General features: G+C 44.2%; 18 protein-coding genes. 3 read left to right on the top strand and 15 right to left on the bottom strand.

Features of this window, described 5'->3' with window-relative positions:
* Nucleotides 1-6: 6 nt before the first annotated feature.
* The 5 genes from iolD to RZO55_RS18050 all read right to left on the bottom strand — a co-directional run bounded on the left by iolD (nt 7) and on the right by RZO55_RS18050 (nt 6,696).
* Complete coding sequence (gene iolD, locus RZO55_RS18070) at nt 7-1,938, bottom strand: 3D-(3,5/4)-trihydroxycyclohexane-1,2-dione acylhydrolase (decyclizing) (RefSeq protein ID WP_318065654.1); 1,932 nt, start codon at nt 1,936-1,938, stop codon at nt 7-9.
* A 22-nt stretch (nt 1,939-1,960) separates the two neighbouring features.
* Nucleotides 1,961-2,995 carry a 5-dehydro-2-deoxygluconokinase gene (iolC, locus tag RZO55_RS18065; RefSeq protein WP_318065653.1) on the bottom strand — a complete coding sequence of 345 codons (1,035 nt, stop codon included), beginning with the start codon at nt 2,993-2,995 and terminating at the stop codon, nt 1,961-1,963.
* Between the two features lie 158 nt (nt 2,996-3,153).
* Nucleotides 3,154-4,194, bottom strand: a complete 1,041-nt coding sequence (locus RZO55_RS18060) for a LacI family DNA-binding transcriptional regulator (RefSeq protein WP_336624331.1) — start codon at nt 4,192-4,194, stop codon at nt 3,154-3,156.
* Between the two features lie 73 nt (nt 4,195-4,267).
* Entirely contained in the window at nt 4,268-5,791 is a 1,524-nt protein-coding gene (locus RZO55_RS18055) for a CoA-acylating methylmalonate-semialdehyde dehydrogenase (protein ID WP_439100061.1), read from the bottom strand.
* Between the two features lie 50 nt (nt 5,792-5,841).
* A complete protein-coding gene (locus RZO55_RS18050) occupies nt 5,842-6,696 on the bottom strand; it encodes a class II fructose-bisphosphate aldolase (protein WP_318065651.1) in 855 nt (284 codons plus the stop codon).
* A gap of 224 nt (nt 6,697-6,920) precedes the next feature.
* On the opposite strand from RZO55_RS18050, the gene RZO55_RS18045 reads away from it, so the two are divergent.
* Nucleotides 6,921-7,700, top strand: coding sequence for a DeoR/GlpR family DNA-binding transcription regulator (locus tag RZO55_RS18045; protein WP_318065650.1), 780 nt, complete (start codon nt 6,921-6,923; stop codon nt 7,698-7,700).
* Here RZO55_RS18045 and RZO55_RS18040 read toward each other — a convergent pair.
* Nucleotides 7,697-9,016 carry a glycoside hydrolase family 28 protein gene (locus tag RZO55_RS18040; protein WP_318065649.1) on the bottom strand — a complete coding sequence of 440 codons (1,320 nt, stop codon included), beginning with the start codon at nt 9,014-9,016 and terminating at the stop codon, nt 7,697-7,699. The two genes, RZO55_RS18045 and RZO55_RS18040, sit on opposite strands and share 4 nt — an antisense overlap.
* A gap of 261 nt (nt 9,017-9,277) precedes the next feature.
* Here RZO55_RS18040 and RZO55_RS18030 point away from each other — a divergent pair, with 261 nt between their 5' ends.
* Nucleotides 9,278-9,496: a helix-turn-helix domain-containing protein gene (locus tag RZO55_RS18030; RefSeq protein WP_336624330.1), complete on the top strand. Its 219-nt coding sequence runs from the start codon at nt 9,278-9,280 to the stop codon at nt 9,494-9,496.
* A gap of 57 nt (nt 9,497-9,553) precedes the next feature.
* Here the strand turns inward: RZO55_RS18030 and RZO55_RS18025 are convergent, their stop codons facing one another.
* From RZO55_RS18025 to RZO55_RS18015, 3 genes are read right to left on the bottom strand one after another with little or no spacing between them, the layout of a single operon-like run.
* Entirely contained in the window at nt 9,554-10,405 is an 852-nt protein-coding gene (locus tag RZO55_RS18025; RefSeq protein WP_318065648.1) for a sugar phosphate isomerase/epimerase family protein, read from the bottom strand.
* A gap of 18 nt (nt 10,406-10,423) precedes the next feature.
* The gene (locus RZO55_RS18020) at nt 10,424-11,578 is read right to left on the bottom strand and encodes a Gfo/Idh/MocA family protein (RefSeq protein WP_318065647.1); all 1,155 of its coding nucleotides are present in this window, start codon (nt 11,576-11,578) and stop codon (nt 10,424-10,426) included.
* 2 nt (nt 11,579-11,580) lie between these two features.
* Nucleotides 11,581-12,600, bottom strand: coding sequence for a Gfo/Idh/MocA family protein (locus tag RZO55_RS18015; RefSeq protein ID WP_318065646.1), 1,020 nt, complete (start codon nt 12,598-12,600; stop codon nt 11,581-11,583).
* A gap of 120 nt (nt 12,601-12,720) precedes the next feature.
* Here RZO55_RS18015 and RZO55_RS18010 point away from each other — a divergent pair, with 120 nt between their 5' ends.
* Complete coding sequence (locus RZO55_RS18010) at nt 12,721-13,566, top strand: AraC family transcriptional regulator (RefSeq protein WP_318065645.1); 846 nt, start codon at nt 12,721-12,723, stop codon at nt 13,564-13,566.
* 14 nt (nt 13,567-13,580) lie between these two features.
* Here RZO55_RS18010 and RZO55_RS18005 read toward each other — a convergent pair whose 3' ends face one another.
* The 6 genes from RZO55_RS18005 to RZO55_RS17980 form a co-directional block, all read right to left on the bottom strand.
* On the bottom strand, nt 13,581-14,339 hold the full coding sequence (locus RZO55_RS18005; RefSeq protein WP_318065644.1) for a DUF6062 family protein: 759 nt from the start codon (nt 14,337-14,339) through the stop codon (nt 13,581-13,583).
* Between the two features lie 2 nt (nt 14,340-14,341).
* Nucleotides 14,342-15,031 carry a response regulator transcription factor gene (locus RZO55_RS18000; RefSeq protein ID WP_318065643.1) on the bottom strand — a complete coding sequence of 230 codons (690 nt, stop codon included), beginning with the start codon at nt 15,029-15,031 and terminating at the stop codon, nt 14,342-14,344.
* Nucleotides 15,028-16,524 carry a sensor histidine kinase gene (locus RZO55_RS17995; RefSeq protein ID WP_336624328.1) on the bottom strand — a complete coding sequence of 499 codons (1,497 nt, stop codon included), beginning with the start codon at nt 16,522-16,524 and terminating at the stop codon, nt 15,028-15,030. Before RZO55_RS17995 ends, RZO55_RS18000 begins: the two co-directional genes overlap by 4 nt.
* A gap of 203 nt (nt 16,525-16,727) precedes the next feature.
* Nucleotides 16,728-18,002, bottom strand: coding sequence for a zinc-binding dehydrogenase (locus RZO55_RS17990; RefSeq protein ID WP_318065642.1), 1,275 nt, complete (start codon nt 18,000-18,002; stop codon nt 16,728-16,730).
* 36 nt (nt 18,003-18,038) lie between these two features.
* On the bottom strand, nt 18,039-18,968 hold the full coding sequence (gene pfkB, locus RZO55_RS17985) for a 1-phosphofructokinase (protein ID WP_318065641.1): 930 nt from the start codon (nt 18,966-18,968) through the stop codon (nt 18,039-18,041).
* Complete coding sequence (locus tag RZO55_RS17980; RefSeq protein ID WP_318065640.1) at nt 18,968-19,435, bottom strand: PTS mannitol transporter subunit IIA; 468 nt, start codon at nt 19,433-19,435, stop codon at nt 18,968-18,970. Before RZO55_RS17980 ends, pfkB begins: the two co-directional genes overlap by 1 nt.
* Nucleotides 19,436-19,547: the final 112 nt, after the last annotated feature.

Raw genomic sequence — 19,547 nt, 5'->3', positions numbered from 1 at the left:
CCGTTATTAATATTTTCTTGCCTCATTTCTTCCTTCCAGAACTTTTTCCCATGCCTCTTTTACGCTGGCTTTTTGGGAAACATCAGCAAGTCCTACGTTCCACCAGGACTCATACCCGTCAGACATTGTCTTTGGAATAACCTTTAAGTCAAACAGACAGGCTTTTTCCTGACTCTTCGCATCTTTTAAGGAATCTTCCAGCTCCCCGATGGTACGGCAGGTATAGGTTTTCAGGCCATAGCCCTCTCCGATTTTCGCATAGTCAACAGGTATTAAATCACCAGTTGGTTTCTTACCGTCTGTATAGCGGTATTCTGTGGCAAGGCTGCCGATTCCATGGTTCATCTCCAGATTGTTGATACAGCCAAATCCGCAGTTATCAAATATCAGGATATTAACTTTCTGTCTTTCCTGCATAATGGTCATGATCTCACTGTGAAGCATCTGAAAACTGGAGTCACCCACTACACAGTAAACCTCATTTTCCGGTTCTGCAAATTTAACGCCCAGGGTTGCTGCCACTTCATATCCCATACAGGAATATCCGTATTCCGCATGGTATCCGCCCCGTTTGTCGGTGGTCCACATACGCTGCATACAGCTTGGAAGGGAACCTCCGGCAGTAATAATAGTGGCATCTTCATCAATCACTCTTCTGATAGCCGCAAGCGCGGCAGTCTGGGTAATCTTACCATTGGTCAGGCGGACAAATTCCGGAATTGTTCTGGGATCTCTCGCCTTAATAATGGGTTCGAAATCATCTCCTGTATACTCAATGCTGCCTAAGTGCACCATTTCTTCATCCCATTTTGCTTTGGCATCTGTGATTTCTTTCTGATACCGGGATACATACTTTTTATCTCTCAGCTTTTCAGTCAGCGCCTCTACGGTTACTTTCGCATCGCCCACTGCCATGGATGCATCCATCTTATAGGCATGAAATCTGTTGTTATTGATTGTAACAATCTTCACATTTTCTCTCTGAAACAGCCACTTGGAGCTGGTTGTAAAATCGCTCAGTCTGGTACCGATGGCGATTACCACATCCGCATCCTTTGCTATGACATTGGAGGCATAAGTACCTGTTACTCCAATACCTCCAAGGCAGTACGGATGGCTTGACTTACAGGCACTCTTTCCAGCCTGACTCTCCCCAAACGGGATTTTGAATTCTTCACAGAATTTTTCTACAGTTTCGCCGGCATCCGAGTAGCGGACACCTCCGCCCACGATTACAATTGGTTTCTCAGCACCTGCAATGATGTCAGCAATCTCATTAAGCTCTTCCTCTACTGCCACAGGTCTGGTAATCTTATGAACCCGTTTCTTAAAGAAATACTCCGGATAATCAAATGATTCTCCCTCCACATCCTGACAGAGAGAAATGCAGCACGCCCCTGTCTCTGCCGGATCGGTGAGCACACGCATGGCATTGATTAAGGCACTCATAATCATCTCTGGTCTGGTGATCCGGTCCCAGTACTTGCATACCGGTTTAAATGCATCGTTGGTGGTAGTAGCAAGGCTGCTGCTCTGCTCTAACTGCTGAAGTACCGGATCAGGCTGTCTGGATGCAAAGGTATCCGCCGGAAATACCAGAAGCGGGATATTGTTAACAGTTGCAGTGGCGCAGGCAGTCACCATATTGGCAGCGCCAGGTCCGACTGATGAGGCACAGGGGATGATTCTTCTGCGCTGATTTTGTTTGGCAAATGCGATGGCTGTGTGGCACATGCCCTGCTCATTTCTGCCCTGAAGCACCCGAAGCTGGCCCGGATCTGTATCCAGAGCTTCTCCCAGGCCGACTGCAATTCCATGACCGAAAATTGTAAAAAAACCTTCAACAAACTTTATTTCTGTTCCATCCACTGAAACATACTGGTTATCCAGGAACTTTACCAGTGCCTGTGCTGTTGTCATCCTTATTGTTTTTGACATGTTCCGCTCTCCTTTTTATTTATTATACACGGGCGATCATCTCACCGAATTTTTCCTTTTCATCTTTTATAAATGCATGCACTTCCTCTGGTGCTGGCAGAGAATCCGAGCAGTTGTTGCTCTTTACCATCATGGACGCCTCTGCTGAACCAAATTCCAGGCAGTCAATAATATCCCAGCCCTGATACAGACCATATAAGAAGCCGGAACCATATCCATCTCCGCCGCCAAAGCCCTTTCTGGCCTCTACCGGGAACGGTTTGATGGAAAATGACTGTCCGTCGCATGTGTAAGCCGTAGACCCCTTCATACCATGCTTAATTACAACGATTTTCGCATGATATCCCTGCCACAGTGCCGCACTTTCTTCATCAGTCATACCAGATCTGATCAGTTTTTCTGTTAAATCAAATTCCTCTCTTGATCCCATAATAATATCAGCTTCTTTTGCAACTGCAGAATAATAAATCGAGATTTCATCCGTATTTTTCCAGTTGTAGGCCCTGTAATCAATGTCAAAAATAATTCTGACATCGTTTCTTTTCGCCAGCATCACGGTCTTAAGAGCGGCTTCCCTGGAAGGACTCTGAGCAAGTGCAGTCCCGGAAATCAAAACAGCCTTTGTCTTTTTTATATATTCTTCATCGATATCTTCCACATCCAGCTGTAAATCAGCAATGCAATTGCGGTACATTAATATGCTGCTTTCGCTGGAGGAGAGCATCTCCGTAAACGTCAGCCCCAGTTTCTCACCATTTTTACATGGGGTAATATGTGACGTATCGATCCCCTGCTCATTGAAATAATCCACTACAAATTCACCGAACTGGTCATCTGATACTTTCCCGATAAATCCGGCTTTCATACCATGCCTTGTCACGCCTACGGCGATGTTGGCCGGAGAACCACCTACAAACTTTTCAAACATGTGAACCTTCTTTAAGGGCTTAAATTCTTCCTTCACCTGCTCATTGTAAGCAGGGTTAAAATCAATTGCCACCCTGCCAAGAAGGATTAAATCAAACTCCCGGGCTTCGTCAAATTTTACATATTCCATCGTTACACCTCTCCCATCTGTTTTGCGTGCTTTTTCCCTCGTCTCATGTGCCTATATTATACCACGCACGCAGTCCGCGTGCAAGCAATTTTGTTCAATAATTAAAAAAATCAGGACCTGTTTTTTTATGATAAACAGACTCCTGATTCCACTTGATTTTAAATATTATATTTAGTTTTAATAACAATATCCGTGTAAAAATATTCCTGCTCTTTCCTGCTTCCTGACTGCATAATATCTGCAAGTATAAACAGGGCACGATACCCCTGGGTATAGCCGTTCTGATCGATTAAAAAATCGGCGATTCCCTCTTCCAGAGCACGGATATTCCCTGTGGTTAAATCATAGATGATAATATGAGGCTTTTTCTCCAGATTCAGTTCTTCAAACGCCTTTTTTATCCCCCCCTGTCCTCCTGAGAATATCACCGCACCCTGCAGATCCGGATAGGCAGTCAGGGTATTAATCAGAATCTTCTCCACCTCCTCCTTTTCATCAAAGCTGCTCTGCACGCCCACAAGCTCAAACTCCGGAAATGTTCTCTTTATTTCTTCCACAAACCCATCCACACGCATGCTGTTCACGCTGTTCCCAAAATATCCTGTAATCGCAAGAATCTTTCCCTGGCCGCCGGTTAGCATCCCCATAAGACCTGCTGCAGTGCGGCCGCTCTTTTTATTATCCTGACCCACAAAGCAGCTGCGTCTGGTTCCCACAATATCTGTATTAAAGGTGACAACCGATATGCCCTGCCCGATGAGAGCATTAATTTTATCCCTGATTTTATCACATTCCACCGGCATGATTGCAATGCCGGAAACCTTGCTTTTTTCCAGCCGTTCCAGTGCCGCCAGCTGCTCCTCTTCGCTGACCGTAACACATTCCTCCGTCACAAATCCGATCTCTCTTTTTTTCAATTCCTTTTGTGCGTCCTCCAGGCCTTTTCTGATCGGAATCATGAAGGATGATTTAGAAAGCTGGGTTACGATGCCGATTTTAACCGGCTCCCTTTTCACTGCGTTTTTATCCTTTTTCGGCACATAGCCGATTTCATCTGCAATCTGGAAAATCCGCTCTGCCACCTCTTTGCTGATCCGTCCTCTGTTATTTAAAGCGCGGTCTACCGTTCCTCTGGACACACCTGCTCGTTCTGCTATTTCCCGAATCGTTCCCGCCATCTTTTCTCTCCTTTTAGAAATTCACTTTACCAATCATATCACACATAAAAATAGCACGCAAGTATATGCGTGCTATTTTTCACAAAAAGATATATTAAATTGTACCATCCCAGGTATTCACAGTTGTGGATTCACCTGTTTCTTCGTCAAACCATCTGGTTGTAACAACTTTGTTTTCTGTATAGAAGCGGTATCCATCTTTTCCTAAGCAGTGAAGGTCTCCGATAAAGGACAGCTTGTTTCCGTTGAACGGGAACATACCAACCGGCACCGGGATCCCTACGTTAACACCCACCATACCGCCGTCTGTATGTCTTGCAAACTCTCTTGCATAACGGCCGTTCTGGGTAAAGATTACGGAACCGTTAGCGTATGGATTGGCATTCATCACTTCCAGTCCTTCTTCAAATGTCTTTACTCTCTTAATGCACAGAACCGGTCCGAAGATTTCTTTTTCTCCTACACTCATTTCAGGAGTTACATGATCAAGAATGGTAGGCCCTAAATAAAATCCGTTCTCATAGCCTTCCACTGCCACGTCGCGGCCATCCAGTACCAGCTTGGCTCCTTCTGCAATTCCTGTTTCAATCCATTTTACGACTGATTCTTTGTGTGCCTTGTTAATAACCGGGCCCAGATTGGTTGTCTTGTCGTAAGCAGGTCCTACTTTTAACTTCTTAGCCTGAGCCACAATCTCTGCCACAAGCTTATCTGCAATCTCTTCCTGTACTACCACAACAGGCAGAGCCATACACCTTTCACCGGCGCAGCCAAAAGTGGAGTTGATGATTCCAGCTGCTACACGTTTAACAGGTGCATCTTTTAAGACCAGAGCATGGTTCTTTGCTTCACAAAGAGCCTGAACTCTCTTGCCAGTCGCTGCAGCTGTGGAATAAATATGCTTTCCTACAGATGTGGAACCTACAAAAGTTATGCCTTTTACATCTTCATGAGTAAGAAGAATCTCTGCTTCGTTTCTGGAGCATGTAACAATGTTAATGACACCGTCAGGAAGCCCTGCTTCTTTGTACAGCTCTGCAATACGCATGCTGGACTGAGGTGTGAAGGAAGCTGCTTTTAAGACAATGGTATTTCCGCAGGCAATACACATCGGAGTCATCCAGCCCATGGGGATCATTGCAGGGAAATTAAATGGCACAATTCCAGCAAATACGCCCAGAGGCATACGGTATAAAACAGTATCAAATCCACTGGAAGCGTCCATTAAACTCTCACCCATCATCAGTGACGGAGCGCTGATGGCCTGCTCAGTTCCTTCCTTTGCTTTCAGAACATCGCCCTGTGCCTCATCCCAGTTTTTACCATTTTCTGTTGCTACCAGCATGGTCAGTTCATCCATGTGTTCAATCAGTAAATCTCTCAGCTTATAGAGGATCTGAACTCTCTTAATAACAGGGGTTGCCGACCAGGATGGAAATGCCGCTTTTGCTGCTGCTACAGCCTCTTTCACTTCATCCGGAGTACAGCATGGTACTTTTGCAATCACTTCACCGGTACTTGGATTGTAGGCATCTGTATACTTATTTGTTGCAGACTCCTTCCACTGACCGTTTACAAAATACTTTAATGTTTTAACTTCTCCCATCTTTCTATCCATTCCTTTCTCTGCAGTTTTATTTTATGGTAGTAATAACATCATTGTTTATATTAAGAAAATGACAGCGGCTCTGCACAGTTAAAGATCCTGATATGCCGTTTCACATTCTCATAGACTCCCTGGACCATGGCTTCATTCAGTCCGAAGTAATCATGTTTCCCTTCTGATTTGAGATACGCTTCCGCTTTCTTTGTAAGGCTGTCAAAACTGGCTGTTGCAATGTTGATTTTACGGATTCCCAGACCAGCTGCTTTTCTAAAATCTTCCGGGGTGATTCCCGTTCCGCCGTGAAGGACCAGAGGGATATCTGTCGTTTCGTCTATGGCTTTTAAAACATCAAAAGCCAGTCTCGGAGCTACCGGATAGTTGCCGTGGGCGTTGCCGATGGCTACTGCCAGTGCATCCACACCCGTCTTTTCACAAAATACTTTCGCGTCCCCGGGATTGGTGCAGCGGATTCCTTCATCTGTGCTACCATCTTCACTTCCGCCTACCAGACCAAGCTCCGCCTCTACTGTGGCTCCATATTCTCTGGCAAGAGAAACAGCCTCTAATGTCTTTTTTATATTCTCTTCAAAAGGAAGAGTAGAGCCGTCCATCATGACTGAAGTAAATCCGTAGTCCAGAGCCTGTTTTAACACGGCCAAGGTTTTGCCGTGATCCAAATGAACCGCAATATCCACCTTCGCATTCCTGGCAGCCTCAACCATCATAGGTCCCATGAAACACAGGGGCGAATGGGGCAGACGCACTTCTGCAATCTGTAAGATAATGGGAGTATTCATTTCCTCTGCTGCCTTCACAGCCCCCTTCACCATCTCTAAATTCCCCACACTGAATGCTCCTGCCGCCCGGTTCTGCTCTGACGCCTGCTTCAGCAGTTCTTTCATTTTTACTAATCCCATGTTTTGTTCCCTCTGCTTCCTCCCTTTTATGAGTATGTTTTGATTTATTTATTGTAATGTGTTGGTTATATTCTAACACCGAAATCGACTGAGGTCAAGATGTACCACGAAATTTTTTTTGAAATTTGGTCATCTATTGGTGATTTCTTGATATTTTTTAATCTATCTGCTATAATAGGAAGGCAGCAACAGATTTAAGGAACCAGAGCAAAAGGAGTATGAGTATGAGAATTTCCCGAATAGATCAAATAGAGCAATATATCCTCGAACATAAGTCCGCATCCATTGACACTCTGTGTGAGTTATTTCAGATATCCAAAAACACCTTGCGGCGCGATCTGGAAGTACTTGTATCCAGAGGGAATGTAGAAAAAGTATATGGAGGCGTCATTGCTTCTGAAAACATTTTACCCATACCGGATCTGGTTACCTTTCAGGACAGGGCCAGCCGTAACTTTTTAAACAAGCAGAGAATTGCCGCCCTGGCTGCCTCATTCGTGAGGGAGCGGGATATCATATTCATTGACAGCGGCACTACAACCATGAATATTGTGGACTATCTTACCCATTTAAATACAGTCACAGTCATAACAAACAGCATCCAGGTCATTAACAAATCCATGAATTATCCAAATATTGATTTAATTGTGCTCCCTGGCACGTTAAAAAGGGATACTGCCTCTCTCACCGGCAGCTCCTGTGTGGAATATCTGGAAGATTATAATATTGTGCGTGCTTTTATGGCATGTACCGGGGTTTCTGTACTTTCAGGCATCTGCAACGCATCCACCGATGAGTATAATATTAAAAAAGCAGCATTAAAAAAAAGCCAGAAGCATTATCTTCTGGCAGATTCCTCAAAGTTTGGACGGGCATCTTTGATGACCTATGGAGATATGAATCAGTTCGACTACATTTTAACCGAAAAAATGCCGGATGACGCGTTCTGCTCCTATTGTAAAGAGCAAAACTGCGCCATTTCCATAGCATCCCATGAAAGTTAGATGATGATATCTTCCGCCCGGCATATGGTGACATCCTGTTTGTAAAAAGGTCTCATGCTTTCTGCCACATGGATCTTCACATGTTCAAACCGGATATCTTTAGCATACTCTGCATATATTCCGGATATTTTTGTACGAATCAGTCCATCTCCCTGGCAGGGGCGGATATCATATCCCTCAATGTCCCAGCGGGAGCTTTTCTCCAGAGTGAGATGGATGTTTTCAAAACTCACATCTTCAATATAGTTGTCTTCACTTCCGCGGATAAAGATTCCGTTCTCTCCTTTGCAGCTGATGTTCTCAAACCGCACATTTCTTATTTTTCCGGCTTTTACCCCAGGTTTTCTGTCATGAGCCGTGATACAGACCGGTTCTGCTCTTCCCCACCACTCATGGGAGAACCTGCGTGTCTCGATGGTAATATTAGAAAATACCACATTCTCTACATTCCCCCCGTCCCGAATCTGTATGGATATACCACGATTGCTTTTGCTGATTGCACAGTTTTCTACCAGCACGTTTCTGAAATCGCATTCTCCTTCTGTTCCGAATTTAATGGCTGCACTGGTGGAAATTAAGGTGCAGTCAGAGATTACGATATTCTCACATGGCCCGTAATGATTATAATCACCAGAATTTTTTAATACGATGGCATCGTCGCCGCATTCAATGTGGCAGCCGATAATCCGTACATTGGTACAGTGATCCGGATCAATACCATCAGAATTTGCCATCTGTAAGTTATTTAAAAGACGGATTCCCTCAATTAAAACATCATCACAGCCCACAAGATGAACCGTCCAGAACGCACAGTTTACCAGCCTTACATCACGGATGGTAAGATGGCGGAATTTTTCTAAAAGCATCAGAGGAATTCTGGGGTAGTAAGTACCTTCAATGTGATAGCCGGAATTATCCCCGTAAAAAATTGATTCATTGGCATCTATGGTTCCCAGGCCGGTGATCGCCACATTCTCCTGGTCATAGCCGTAGATAAATGCATGAAACGGTCTGCCGTTATATTCGCTGTTTAAAAAAGAAGGAAGACCGGATTCATGAGCCACAATTCTGCCGCCGTTTGCCAGAGGGTAATAATCGTTTAAATCACTGCTGGCTTTTAAAACGGCTCCCATCTCCAGATGAAGTTCCACATTTGATTTCAAAAGAATCGAACCGCTGTTATAGATATGCCCGCCTGGAAGCAGTACCCGTCCGCCGCCTGCGCCGGTGCATTCATCAATCGCTTTCTGAATCGCCCCTGCATCATTTCCGGTCCCATCGCCTTTTGCTCCGAATTCCAATACATTGTAAATCATAATTTCCTCCATTCCCTGTATCCGAACAAGATTGTACTATTAAGCTGCCCAATTATATCAATTTAACCAGGCAAATGAAAGGTCTAACCATAAAATAAAGACAGAGACGTACAAAAAAGCTGTTTTTTGTACTGTCTCTGCCATTTTTTAACCTTTTAAACCAGATGTACTGATCCCTTCCACCAGATACTTCTGCAGACTGATAAAAATCAGAACTGCCGGCATGATGGACAGTGTTGCCATTGCAAACATGGCTCCGTAATCGGAGGAGGAGCCAGGCAAAAATTCTCCAATTACCTTACAACCCAGAGAATCCAGAAGGCAAAGCAGTTGTTAATGGAAGGAAGTACAGAACAAATCCAGTGTATTGCAGAGAAGGTGGGCTGTGGAAACAATCCTCAGTATTTCAGTCAGATTTTCAAGAAAAATACGGGCATGTCACCAAGCGCTTATATTAAACAGATTAGCCGCGGGGATTAAACCCAAAAGCCCCGCCTGGTATAAACTTCCAGACAGGGCCACTTCCATTAGTAATTTTTATGAGATTGTATTCAGAATTTTCACCAGAGCATCATGCGCCATTGTAAATGCTTCTTCTCCGCTCATTTTTTTCTTTTGGTCTCCATTCTTTTCCAAAGCAGAAAATCCTGCGAAATCACTTAAATGAGGTTCCAGAGATAAGAATCCCTGATATCCACTGTCTTTTAATTTTCTGAGGATCTTTTCCACATTTCCGTCTCCCATTCCTGCAGGAACCACGCTTGCATCTGACCAGAGGGCATCCTTAATATGAACATAGGAAATATAGGGTTTTAACATCTCATACGCTTCCATGGTGTCCTGTTTGCACTGGACAAAGTTGGCGAAATCAAACACTGCCTGAAAATGATCACCATAAAATTCCTTCATGATTTCCAGACACCGGTCTGCCATATCCCCATAAATATCTTTTTCATTTTCATGAAGAAGAATGACTTTGTTTGCTTTAGCGTAGTCCACAAACTGTCCCAACTGATCCATGACCTGATTCTTGTAAGGCGCATAGCTTTCATTTTCCGGCATAAAAAAGCTGAACATACGGATATTGGGTGTATCCATTACATGAGCAATTTCAACGGTGTGTTTGAATAATTCCATATGCGGTGCAAACTCATCCGTAATTTTAATCTTACCAATGGGAGAACCCACGGAAGATAAGAAAATTCCATTGTCTGTAAGGCGGGCTTTTATTTCCTTTGCCTCATTTATGGTATGTTCCACCAGTCCCTTTCCATCAACCCCACGCATTTCCACGTATGACATCCCCAGTTTTTTCAGCACATTCATCTGAATATCTAAATTCGTATCAATTTCATCGGCAAAGCCGGACAGCTTAATCTTATCCCACATAATAATTTTCTCCTTTTCTTAGTAACTTCCTTCTGTATCGAACACCACGCCGGTTCCCTCTTTCTTTCTTGATGCAGCACGGCGTTTATTCAGTTCCTCTAAAAACAGATTTTCATCAAACGGCACCTCAATCTCCCGGTCCAGCCAGCTGGATAAATGCATAGCATTGGATAAGGTCAGCCCGTTAATACCTTCCACACCTTCTGCAACCAAAGGAGTTCCCTTAAGAATTCTTGCTGCAAACGCCTTTAATATACCTGCGTGCTGCTCATTCATGCCGTCTGTCTCAACTTCTGTAACGGTACATTCAGGAGTATCAAAGCCGCCCTTAGCTGTTTTACAGAAGGTACGCTCATTCTCTGCCAGCTTGTGGAGCATGAGACGGTCATTTTCACAGACCAGCTTTCCCATCTCCATGGTAATTTCAAACCGGTTGGTTCCAGGAGCATCTGCAGTGGTTGTTACAAAGACGCCTGTGGCTCCGTTTGGATATTCCATATAAGCGGTCACATCGTCTTCCACTTCAATATCATGCCATTTTCCATTGTGGCAGAAGGCGCGCACTTTGTCCGGCATTCCGCAGATCCACTGAAGCAGATCCATATTGTGAGGGCACTGATTTAAGAGGACACCTCCGCCCTCACCGTCCCAGGTGGCTCTCCAGCTTCCGGAATCGTAGTAGGACTGTGTCCGGTACCAGTCTGTCACAATCCAGTTAACGCGCTTAATTGCTCCTAACTCCCCTCCGGTTACCAGCTCATGCATCTTCCTGTATATGCAGTTAGTTCGCTGATTAAACATCATGGCAAATACACGGTCGGACTTTTCGGCAGCTTCGTTCATCTTTCTAACCTGGGCCGTATAAACACCTGCGGGTTTTTCGCACATGACATGATGTCCATGTTCCAGGGCATAAATTGTAAGTTCCGGGTGCTGATAGTGGGGAACTGCGATTAATACAGCATCACATACTCCTGCATTAATTAAATCCGTTCCTTCTGAAAAAAATGCAGTCTCTGCCGGCATATGTTCTTTCGCCCAGGCAATCCGCCCATCCTCCCGGTCAGCCACGGCTGTCACTACAATCTCCGGAACCTTCCCTTCCTGAATACTCTTCAAATGGTTCGTCCCCATGTTTCCAATTCCTATGATTCCCAATCTGACTTTTTCCATTGTTATTTTTCCCCGCTTTCTGCTGATTCATATATATCCATCATGGTATCAAATGTAAGCCCGACCGACTCCAGATCATTTCTAAAAACCTTTCCTGTATTAACACAGTCATAAAAATCGTGAATGCAGGCCTCATGTCCGCTGCCCCAGTAGGCTTTTCCAGGTACCCGGCCTTTGGGAGAACGCCAGATAAAGGGTTCTGTATCTCCTGCTTCCTGACAAGTAACCGTATCCCCTTCCAGCCTGATAAATCCTATTTCCCCTGCAATTTCAATCAGTACAGGTGCATCATTCACATAGGCTGTTGTTGCATAAAAGCTGGCCCTCACCGGTTCTTTCCCCTTAGTGAACTCCATATAGGCTTCCAGTGTATCCTCTACCTCCACAATCCCGCTTAAGTGATGGTTTCTCATGGAAGCTTCTGTCCTGACTGGTTTTCCCAGCCAGTGAAGCAATAAGTCAAGGGCATGAATGGACTGGTTCATGAGGGCTCCGCCGCCCTCTGTATCAAGCCTGCCTCTCCAACCACTTTCTGTGTAATAGGGAGCATCCCTGTGCCAGGTAACAAATGCCCTTCCTCCCCTTATAGCGCCGATTCTGCCCTCCTCAATCAGCTCAGAGACTTTTCTGGTCGTCTCGTTATACCGGTTCTGAAAACAGATTCCAAGCCTTCCGCCGCTGTTTATTGATGCTTCTTTTAACTGTTCAAACTGATCCCTGCTGATAGCCGGAGGTTTTTCCATAAATACGTGAACCCCCATCTTTAAGGCCATTACAGCCATGGGAACATGACAGTAATGAGGCGTACAGATATGTACTCCATCAAGTTCTTCCTTTTCAAGCATCTCTTCTATTGATTCATATGCATGTCCTTTTCCTTCCGTATACTGGCGGCAGAATTCCTCTGCCCTTTCTATACGGATATCGGCCATGGCACAGATCCTGACTTCTTTTAATTCCTTTAATATCAAGGAATGGACCCTCCCAATGTTTCCGCAGCCAATCACTCCAACCCGAACCATAATCACTCCTCTTTTCTATGCCTTGTATCTTCTTCAAGTTTATTATATACTTATTTTAACGCAAATTGTTTGCGCGGATTGACTAGAATCATGCGCAGATTGTTTATTTAAGGAGGTCCCATGAAAAAGGAAAGCCCCTATCATTACAGCGAATTTACCGATCCCATAAGCTGTGACTTTACCACCAGCAACATGGCAGGAAATGTAGACTTTCACATGCATAACAGCCATGAGATTTATCTGCTGGTAAATGGTCATATCCAGTATTTTGTGGAGAATGCATGCTACGATATGAGTCCCGGCAATTTAATTCTTTTCTCTAACCGGGAGATTCATAAGGCAATCAACACCTCAAGCGAACCTTTTACCAGACTGGTCATTCACGTAAATCCGTCGTATATACGGCCTTATTGTACCCCATCGACCAATCTCTTAAACTGTTTCCATAGAGATCCGGGGAAAAATAATCTGGTCCTGCTGTCTAAGGCAGATTATGACCTTTTGATTTCTATGGCACACAATCTGGAAAAGGCAATAAAAAACCGCTGCTTATACGGCAGCGATTTAACAGCATTAACTACTGTGATACAGATTTTAATACTCATCAATCAGGCATGGCAGAGTACAGGCTCTGTAAAAACAGCGCCAAGGCCCCATCGTGCCCAGGCAATCATGAATTATATTGACGGCCACTTAACAGAACCGCTCTCTTTAGATACCATCTCACTTGCCCTCTCACTTGATAAATATTACTTAAGTCATTTATTCAAATCAGAGACGGAAAGCAGTGTCTTCCAGTATATTGTGGTAAAACGAGTGGCTCTGGCTAAGGAACTGCTTCTTAAAGGACACACAGTCTCAGAAGCCTGCCATCTGTCAGGATTTAATGACTATTCCAACTTTATCCGAACCTTCCGCCAGACAACGGGCTGTACACCGGGACAATTTAAGCGTCTCAATCCGTAATAGTACAAAACAGGTTATCTTTGCTTATAGGGAGGATTTGCAGGGTATCCACCCCTGATCTTCTGCATCCCACGCTGAACGGCATCCTTTGACTGTTTCCAGTCAGCGTCCCGGTTCAGATAATCATACTTTTCGATAAACCAGTCAATATCGCCGGAAACCCGCTCTATATTCTGAAGCATAAGGGGGAATACCACAGAATAGAGCTTCCCCCGCTCTTCGTCGTTTAAATACCGGTCTGCACCTCTCATCAGATCTCCAAAATGGTGGAGACAAAAGCCTTTGCTGCTTTTTATCTTCTCTGTGAAGCTGGCATCCTTTTTGTAAAGATGAAAAAACGTTGCTATATATCGTTCATGCAGCTCAAAGGAACGGTCACAGATATAGCAGGTTTTCTCTTTTTCCCCGATCCACCGGGAGAGAGGAGTTTCCTCTGCCTTCTTACCGGTAATCCGGTCCTTCAATGATTTTTTCCCAGGGGAAAACGTCTTAAACTCTTCCTGCATCTCTATGATCAGTTTCTTATAATATGTCTTTAATATCCAGCCATTCCCAAGTGCATTGCCATATTCAAACATCCGTTTCTGATGAGTCCTGCAGAAACCGGCCCGGTCTGTCTTCTCTCTGGTATCGCTCTCCATATAAGAAGCACAGGATCCCAGCACAAAATCCATCAGCTCTTCTTCCCCTTTCTGTTCAAGATAGCAGAAAGGGCATTCGTCATTGGCATCTATGGCATCATTCATGGGTATCTCGTATAATTTTTCCTTCATTTCTACACCTTAAAGCGGTAACCAACTCCCCAGATTGTCTCTATATACTGGGGTTTTGCCGTATTAAATTCTATCTTTTCCCGAATCTTCTTAATATGAACTGTAACTGTGGCAATATCCCCAATGGATTCCATATCCCAGATTTTATTAAACAGCTCTTCTTTGGTATAAACATGGTTGGGGTTCTGGGCAAGGAATGTAAGAAGATCGAATTCCTTAGTCGTAAAGTTTTTCTCCTCTCCATTCACCCATACGCGCCTGGCAGTCTTATCAATCTTAAGACCACGGATCTCAATTATCTCATTGTCCGGCATACCGCTGCCAATCAGCCGCTCATAACGGGCAAGATGCGCCTTAACCCTGGCAACCATCTCACTGGGAGAAAATGGCTTCGTAATATAATCATCTGCACCAAGACCCAGTCCCCTGATTTTATCAATATCTTCTTTTTTAGCAGATACCATGATAATGGGAGTGTTCTTCACTTCACGGACCTTCCTGCATATCTCAAATCCATCCACTCCGGGCAGCATCAGATCCAGGATGAACAGATCAAACTCTTCATGGAGTGCCAGCTTAAGCCCTTCTTCTCCGTTATTCTCAATTTCAACTTCAAATCCGCTTAATTCCAGATAATCCTTCTCCAGCTCCGCGATGCTCTCTTCGTCTTCCACAATCAATATTCTGCTCATTCCTGCATGACCTCCTGGTATTTTCTTAAAACAAAGTGTATCTCAGTTCCAATTCCTTCCTTGCTGGTGGCCCAGATTCTTCCTCCGTGATCTTCAATAATTTTCTTCACAATGGACAAACCGATTCCGCTGCCTCCCTGGGAAGAATTTCTTGAGGAATCCGTCCGGTAGAACCGGTCAAAGATATTGGGCAGATCCTTTGCCTGAATTCCTCTTCCGTTATCTTCAATCTCTACCTGTATAAAATCACCCACATCCTTAATCCGGATATTGATAATGCCGCTTTTTTTGTCCATATATTTTACGGAATTGCTGACAATGTTATTAATGACCCTGCGCATCTGTTCTGCGTCCGCTATGACAATCACATCTTCATCAACGTAATTGAAATAACCAAGCTCAATATTTCTCGCCTCCATCTCCAGCCCCACCTCATCGATGCAGTCACCAAAATAATTGGAAACATTGATTTTGGAAAATGTATAGGGAATCTTATTGGTATCAATTTTGGAATAAAAGGTCAGCTCATCAATCAGTTTATCCATATCATTGGCTTTATTATAGATTGTTCTGATATAACGGTCCAGCTTCTCCGGAGAGGAAGCAACACCGTCCATGATTCCTTCCACATAACCTTTGATAGCAGTAATGGGTGTCTTTAAATCATGGGAAATATTGCTGAGCAGTTCCTTGTTCTCCTTATCGTACTCCACCTTTTCCTCTGCGGATTCCTTTAACCGGATTCTCATCTCTTCAAAATCCTGGCAGAGCTGACCGATCTCGTCATCATTCTCCACTTCAAGACTAAAATCCAGATTCCCATCCTTGATCTTTTTGGTGGCGATCTGCAGCCTGCCTAACGGGCTTACTACAGAACGGTATACCCACATCATTAAAATCGCATCAGTAAATAATATAATCATAATGGCTGCGAACAGCATCTCTGCCATCATAATCTTGATTTCAGGTAGAAGCCCGTCTACATTGGACACAATAAATACACTTCCCTTTTCATGGTCTGAATAAAGGAAATCCATCTGCTTTACAAGATGCTGTGTCTCTCCGTCCAGATAAATCGCTCCGTCCAGAGTGCTGTCTACCTCTTCATACTTGGGCAGCTGTTCATAAAGTCCCTGGGTAATATGGCTGTTGCCGTCATATGTCAGAGTATCTCCTTTGCGCACAATCATATACGCATACTTGGTGGCCAGCTTTTCATTCAGCTTCTGCAAAAAATCCTGATCGTCAAACCTGTCAGGATCACTTTGTAAGATCCCACTGATCTCCTTTTGCTCTTCTCTGGTCAGACGGTTAAATATCTGCAGGGAATTGCCGGATAAAAGATCCACACGTTCTGTTAAATTATAGGCTTTGCGGAAAGCCCTCATCTGATAGCTTCTCAAACCTGTCACCACGGCAAAAATCATGGTCAGAGGAATGACCGTTATGATTATAAACGCTACGACCAGGCGTGTTCTTAATTTTAGTTTCACCTTTTCGTTCTCCCACGTTTTCGTTGAATATAATATTTAATAAATAATGAATTAATATGTAAAGTATTATAACACACATAGCTCTCAAAATTTATAAAACAATTCTAAAATTTAAAGTGGTGGTTTTTTCCATAAAAAAATACTGCATCCATTTGCAAATAAAAGGATGCAGCATGATTGAATTGTAACATTCCCGCGTTTATTTATAATTCCTTTGGGTCAATACCAAAATGATCAAAAAGGATCTTTTCCGCTTCCCCGTTCCATAATCCCTTATGGGCTTTACAGGATTCACTGAGTTTTTTAAACAGCGGATCGGTCTTTCCCAGCTCTTCAAAATCGTCAATGGCTGTTAAAGGCATATCAAATTGTGTATAGGTAAGCTTTTTCCCTCCAGGTATGGAAGGCAGATTCTTAGTCGCCTCTGCAATGCTGTCAATACCTCCTACATGGGTTACCATAACAGCAGCTTCAATGGCTCCTTTGGCAGACAGCAGATTAGCCTCTACCAGATCATCTGTGTTACCGCCTGTGGTTCCCATAATATGCGTACTTGTGTAGTGGCAGTTGTAAAGATTAATTTCCGCCTTAAACTGGCTGTCAGAAGGGCCGGCAAAAAAGTTCATGCAGCCATCAAAGGCGAGGAGCTTATCTCCCATTTCCGCCACTTCTCTTACAGGAACATAGACAAATACATCATCATATCCATGGCCTTCGGTAATTGCCGTTAGTTCCGCAATAGGATCACCCATACTTGCTGTATTAACATAGAGAAGCTCAATTCCTCTCTCCAGAGCAGACTCCTCGGAAATCACTTCCTTTGCCCGGGCAATCCGCTCATCACTGATATCTGTAACAACAATCCTTTTTGGTTTATTTACAAACTGCAGGCCATAGCTGACTGCTCCCAGCCCCATGGGTCCGCATCCACCCATAATCAGGATGTTTCCACCTTCTTTGGTTCCCATGGCATGATCGTAATTTCTTTTGTTGGTATGATAATTTGCATGGAATCCACCGATAATACAGCTCATAGGTTCTCCCAGAGATGCTTCAAAGAAGCTCTCCCCTGTATAATCCAGAAGGCACCCCAGCTCCATTACCTCGTTTGGCATGATGCAGTAAGTACAGGCCCCTCCGCAGAATTCATAAGAATATCCCGGTGAATCCAGTTTTCCCATGTAATTTAACGCTGGCTGCAAAGAAAACTTCTGACCAGGCTGAAACTGATCCTTCCACTTGTTTCCAACTTCTACGATCAGCCCTGAACATTCATGTCCGACAATCACCGGATTTGTATCCATGTTCTGGGGCGCCCTTTTATGCTTTTTCCCTTGTTTTACCAGCTTGTAGGTGGACATACAGATACTGTCACTTAAGATTTTTACAAGAATCTCATCTTCCTTAATCTGCGGAAGTTCAAACTCCTCCAGTCTCAGATCATCCGTACCATACATTCTTACCGCTTTTGTTTTCATATTTCCATCCTCCAACCTTATTCATGAATTTAAATATTAAAGTTCCAACAGCTGTACCTGCTTAACCAATTCATCCACCAGACTGCGGTGAGGCGGCTTGGTTCCAATGCTGGTCACTGCACCTGCAGAAGCCCCCATGCATAAACGAATGCAGGTTTCAAGAGGAAGCTTTTTATCCCAGCTGTATGCCATGGCCCCAACCAGGGCATCTCCGGCTCCTACGGTGGAATGGGCCTTTACCCGAAGTCCCGGACAACGGTACCGTTTTTCATTTGTTAAAAATATGGCACCCATCTGTCCAAGGGAAATTGCTGCCAGGGAAGCTCCGTGATTAAGGAGCTTTTCTCCCATGATTACCAGTTCCTGTTCGGAAGCTCTGTAATCCATCTGATAATGCCGTTCCAGTTCGGAACGGTTGGGTTTTAACATATCCGGTTTTCCTTTTAAGGATTCAGAGAACAACTCTCCGTCTGCATCCAGCAGAACCTTTGCCCCTTTTTGATGAACCTGCTCCGTAATCCTGCGGTATATATCCGTTGGTATTCCCGCTGGTATACTTCCTGCCAGTACAAACAGGGTATCCGGATTTGCATAGCCGTCCAGCCTGTTAAGCAGATCATCAAGCTGTTCCTTTGATACTTCCGGTCCAGGCTCATTAAGCTCAGTCACCTCTCCCGTTTCCTCCACCACCTTTAAATTCGTTCTTGTCTCCCCTTTTACATCTACGAAATCGGTCTTAAGGCCAAGGTCAGCAAGGACCTGTCTGATGATGGTGCCACTGGTTCCTCCCACGAAACCTGTGGCAATGCTTTCTCCTCCTAATTCCCTGATTGTTTTGGAAACGTTAATGCCTTTTCCTCCGGCATCCACTTCCACCCGCTTTATTCTGTTTAAATCTCCCCGTTCAAATCTTCCAATATCCACTGTTTTATCAATGGCAGGATTCATAGTTACTGTAACGATCATTAAGAACACCCCTTCCCGGTAAACATGGTATAGATTTCCTGTGCACTGCAACTGGTGATCCGGTTCACATCATCAGGGTCTGCAAGGCACTGTGCAATGACGGAAAGTATCTCCAAATGCTCCTCACCTACTCCTGCGATCCCTATGACCAGATTCACCTTTTCTCCGCCCCAGTCTGTTCCGTCAGGAAAAACCATGACTGCAATACCGGAGTGTCTGATGCTTTTTTTAGCTTCCTCCACACCGTGAGGAAGTGCGATCCCATTGCCGATGTTCGTAGGAAAGGTCAGTTCCCGTCTAAGCATTGCGTCTATATAGGACTCATCCACGCAGCCACTTTCGCAAAGCATTCTCCCCACTTCTCTTATGACTGTCTCTTTTTCTCCAGGTCTGCAATTCAAACGGATATTTCTAAGTTCCAGAAGTTCTGCGTTCTTGTCTTTATTTTTTTTTCCGTATCCAAACACGTGATTCCCCTCCTCTGCTAGTGTTCTATTAAATTATAGGGCTGATATCTTATCTTTTTCAACGAAAACAAAATGGCATTTGGCGTCATTAAATGGCGCCAAAACTAAATGT

This window comes from Clostridium boliviensis (genome assembly GCF_033342255.1).
Lineage (GTDB): Bacteria > Bacillota > Clostridia > Lachnospirales > Lachnospiraceae > Lacrimispora > Lacrimispora boliviensis.
This window is presented reverse-complemented; position numbering and strand designations above follow the sequence as displayed.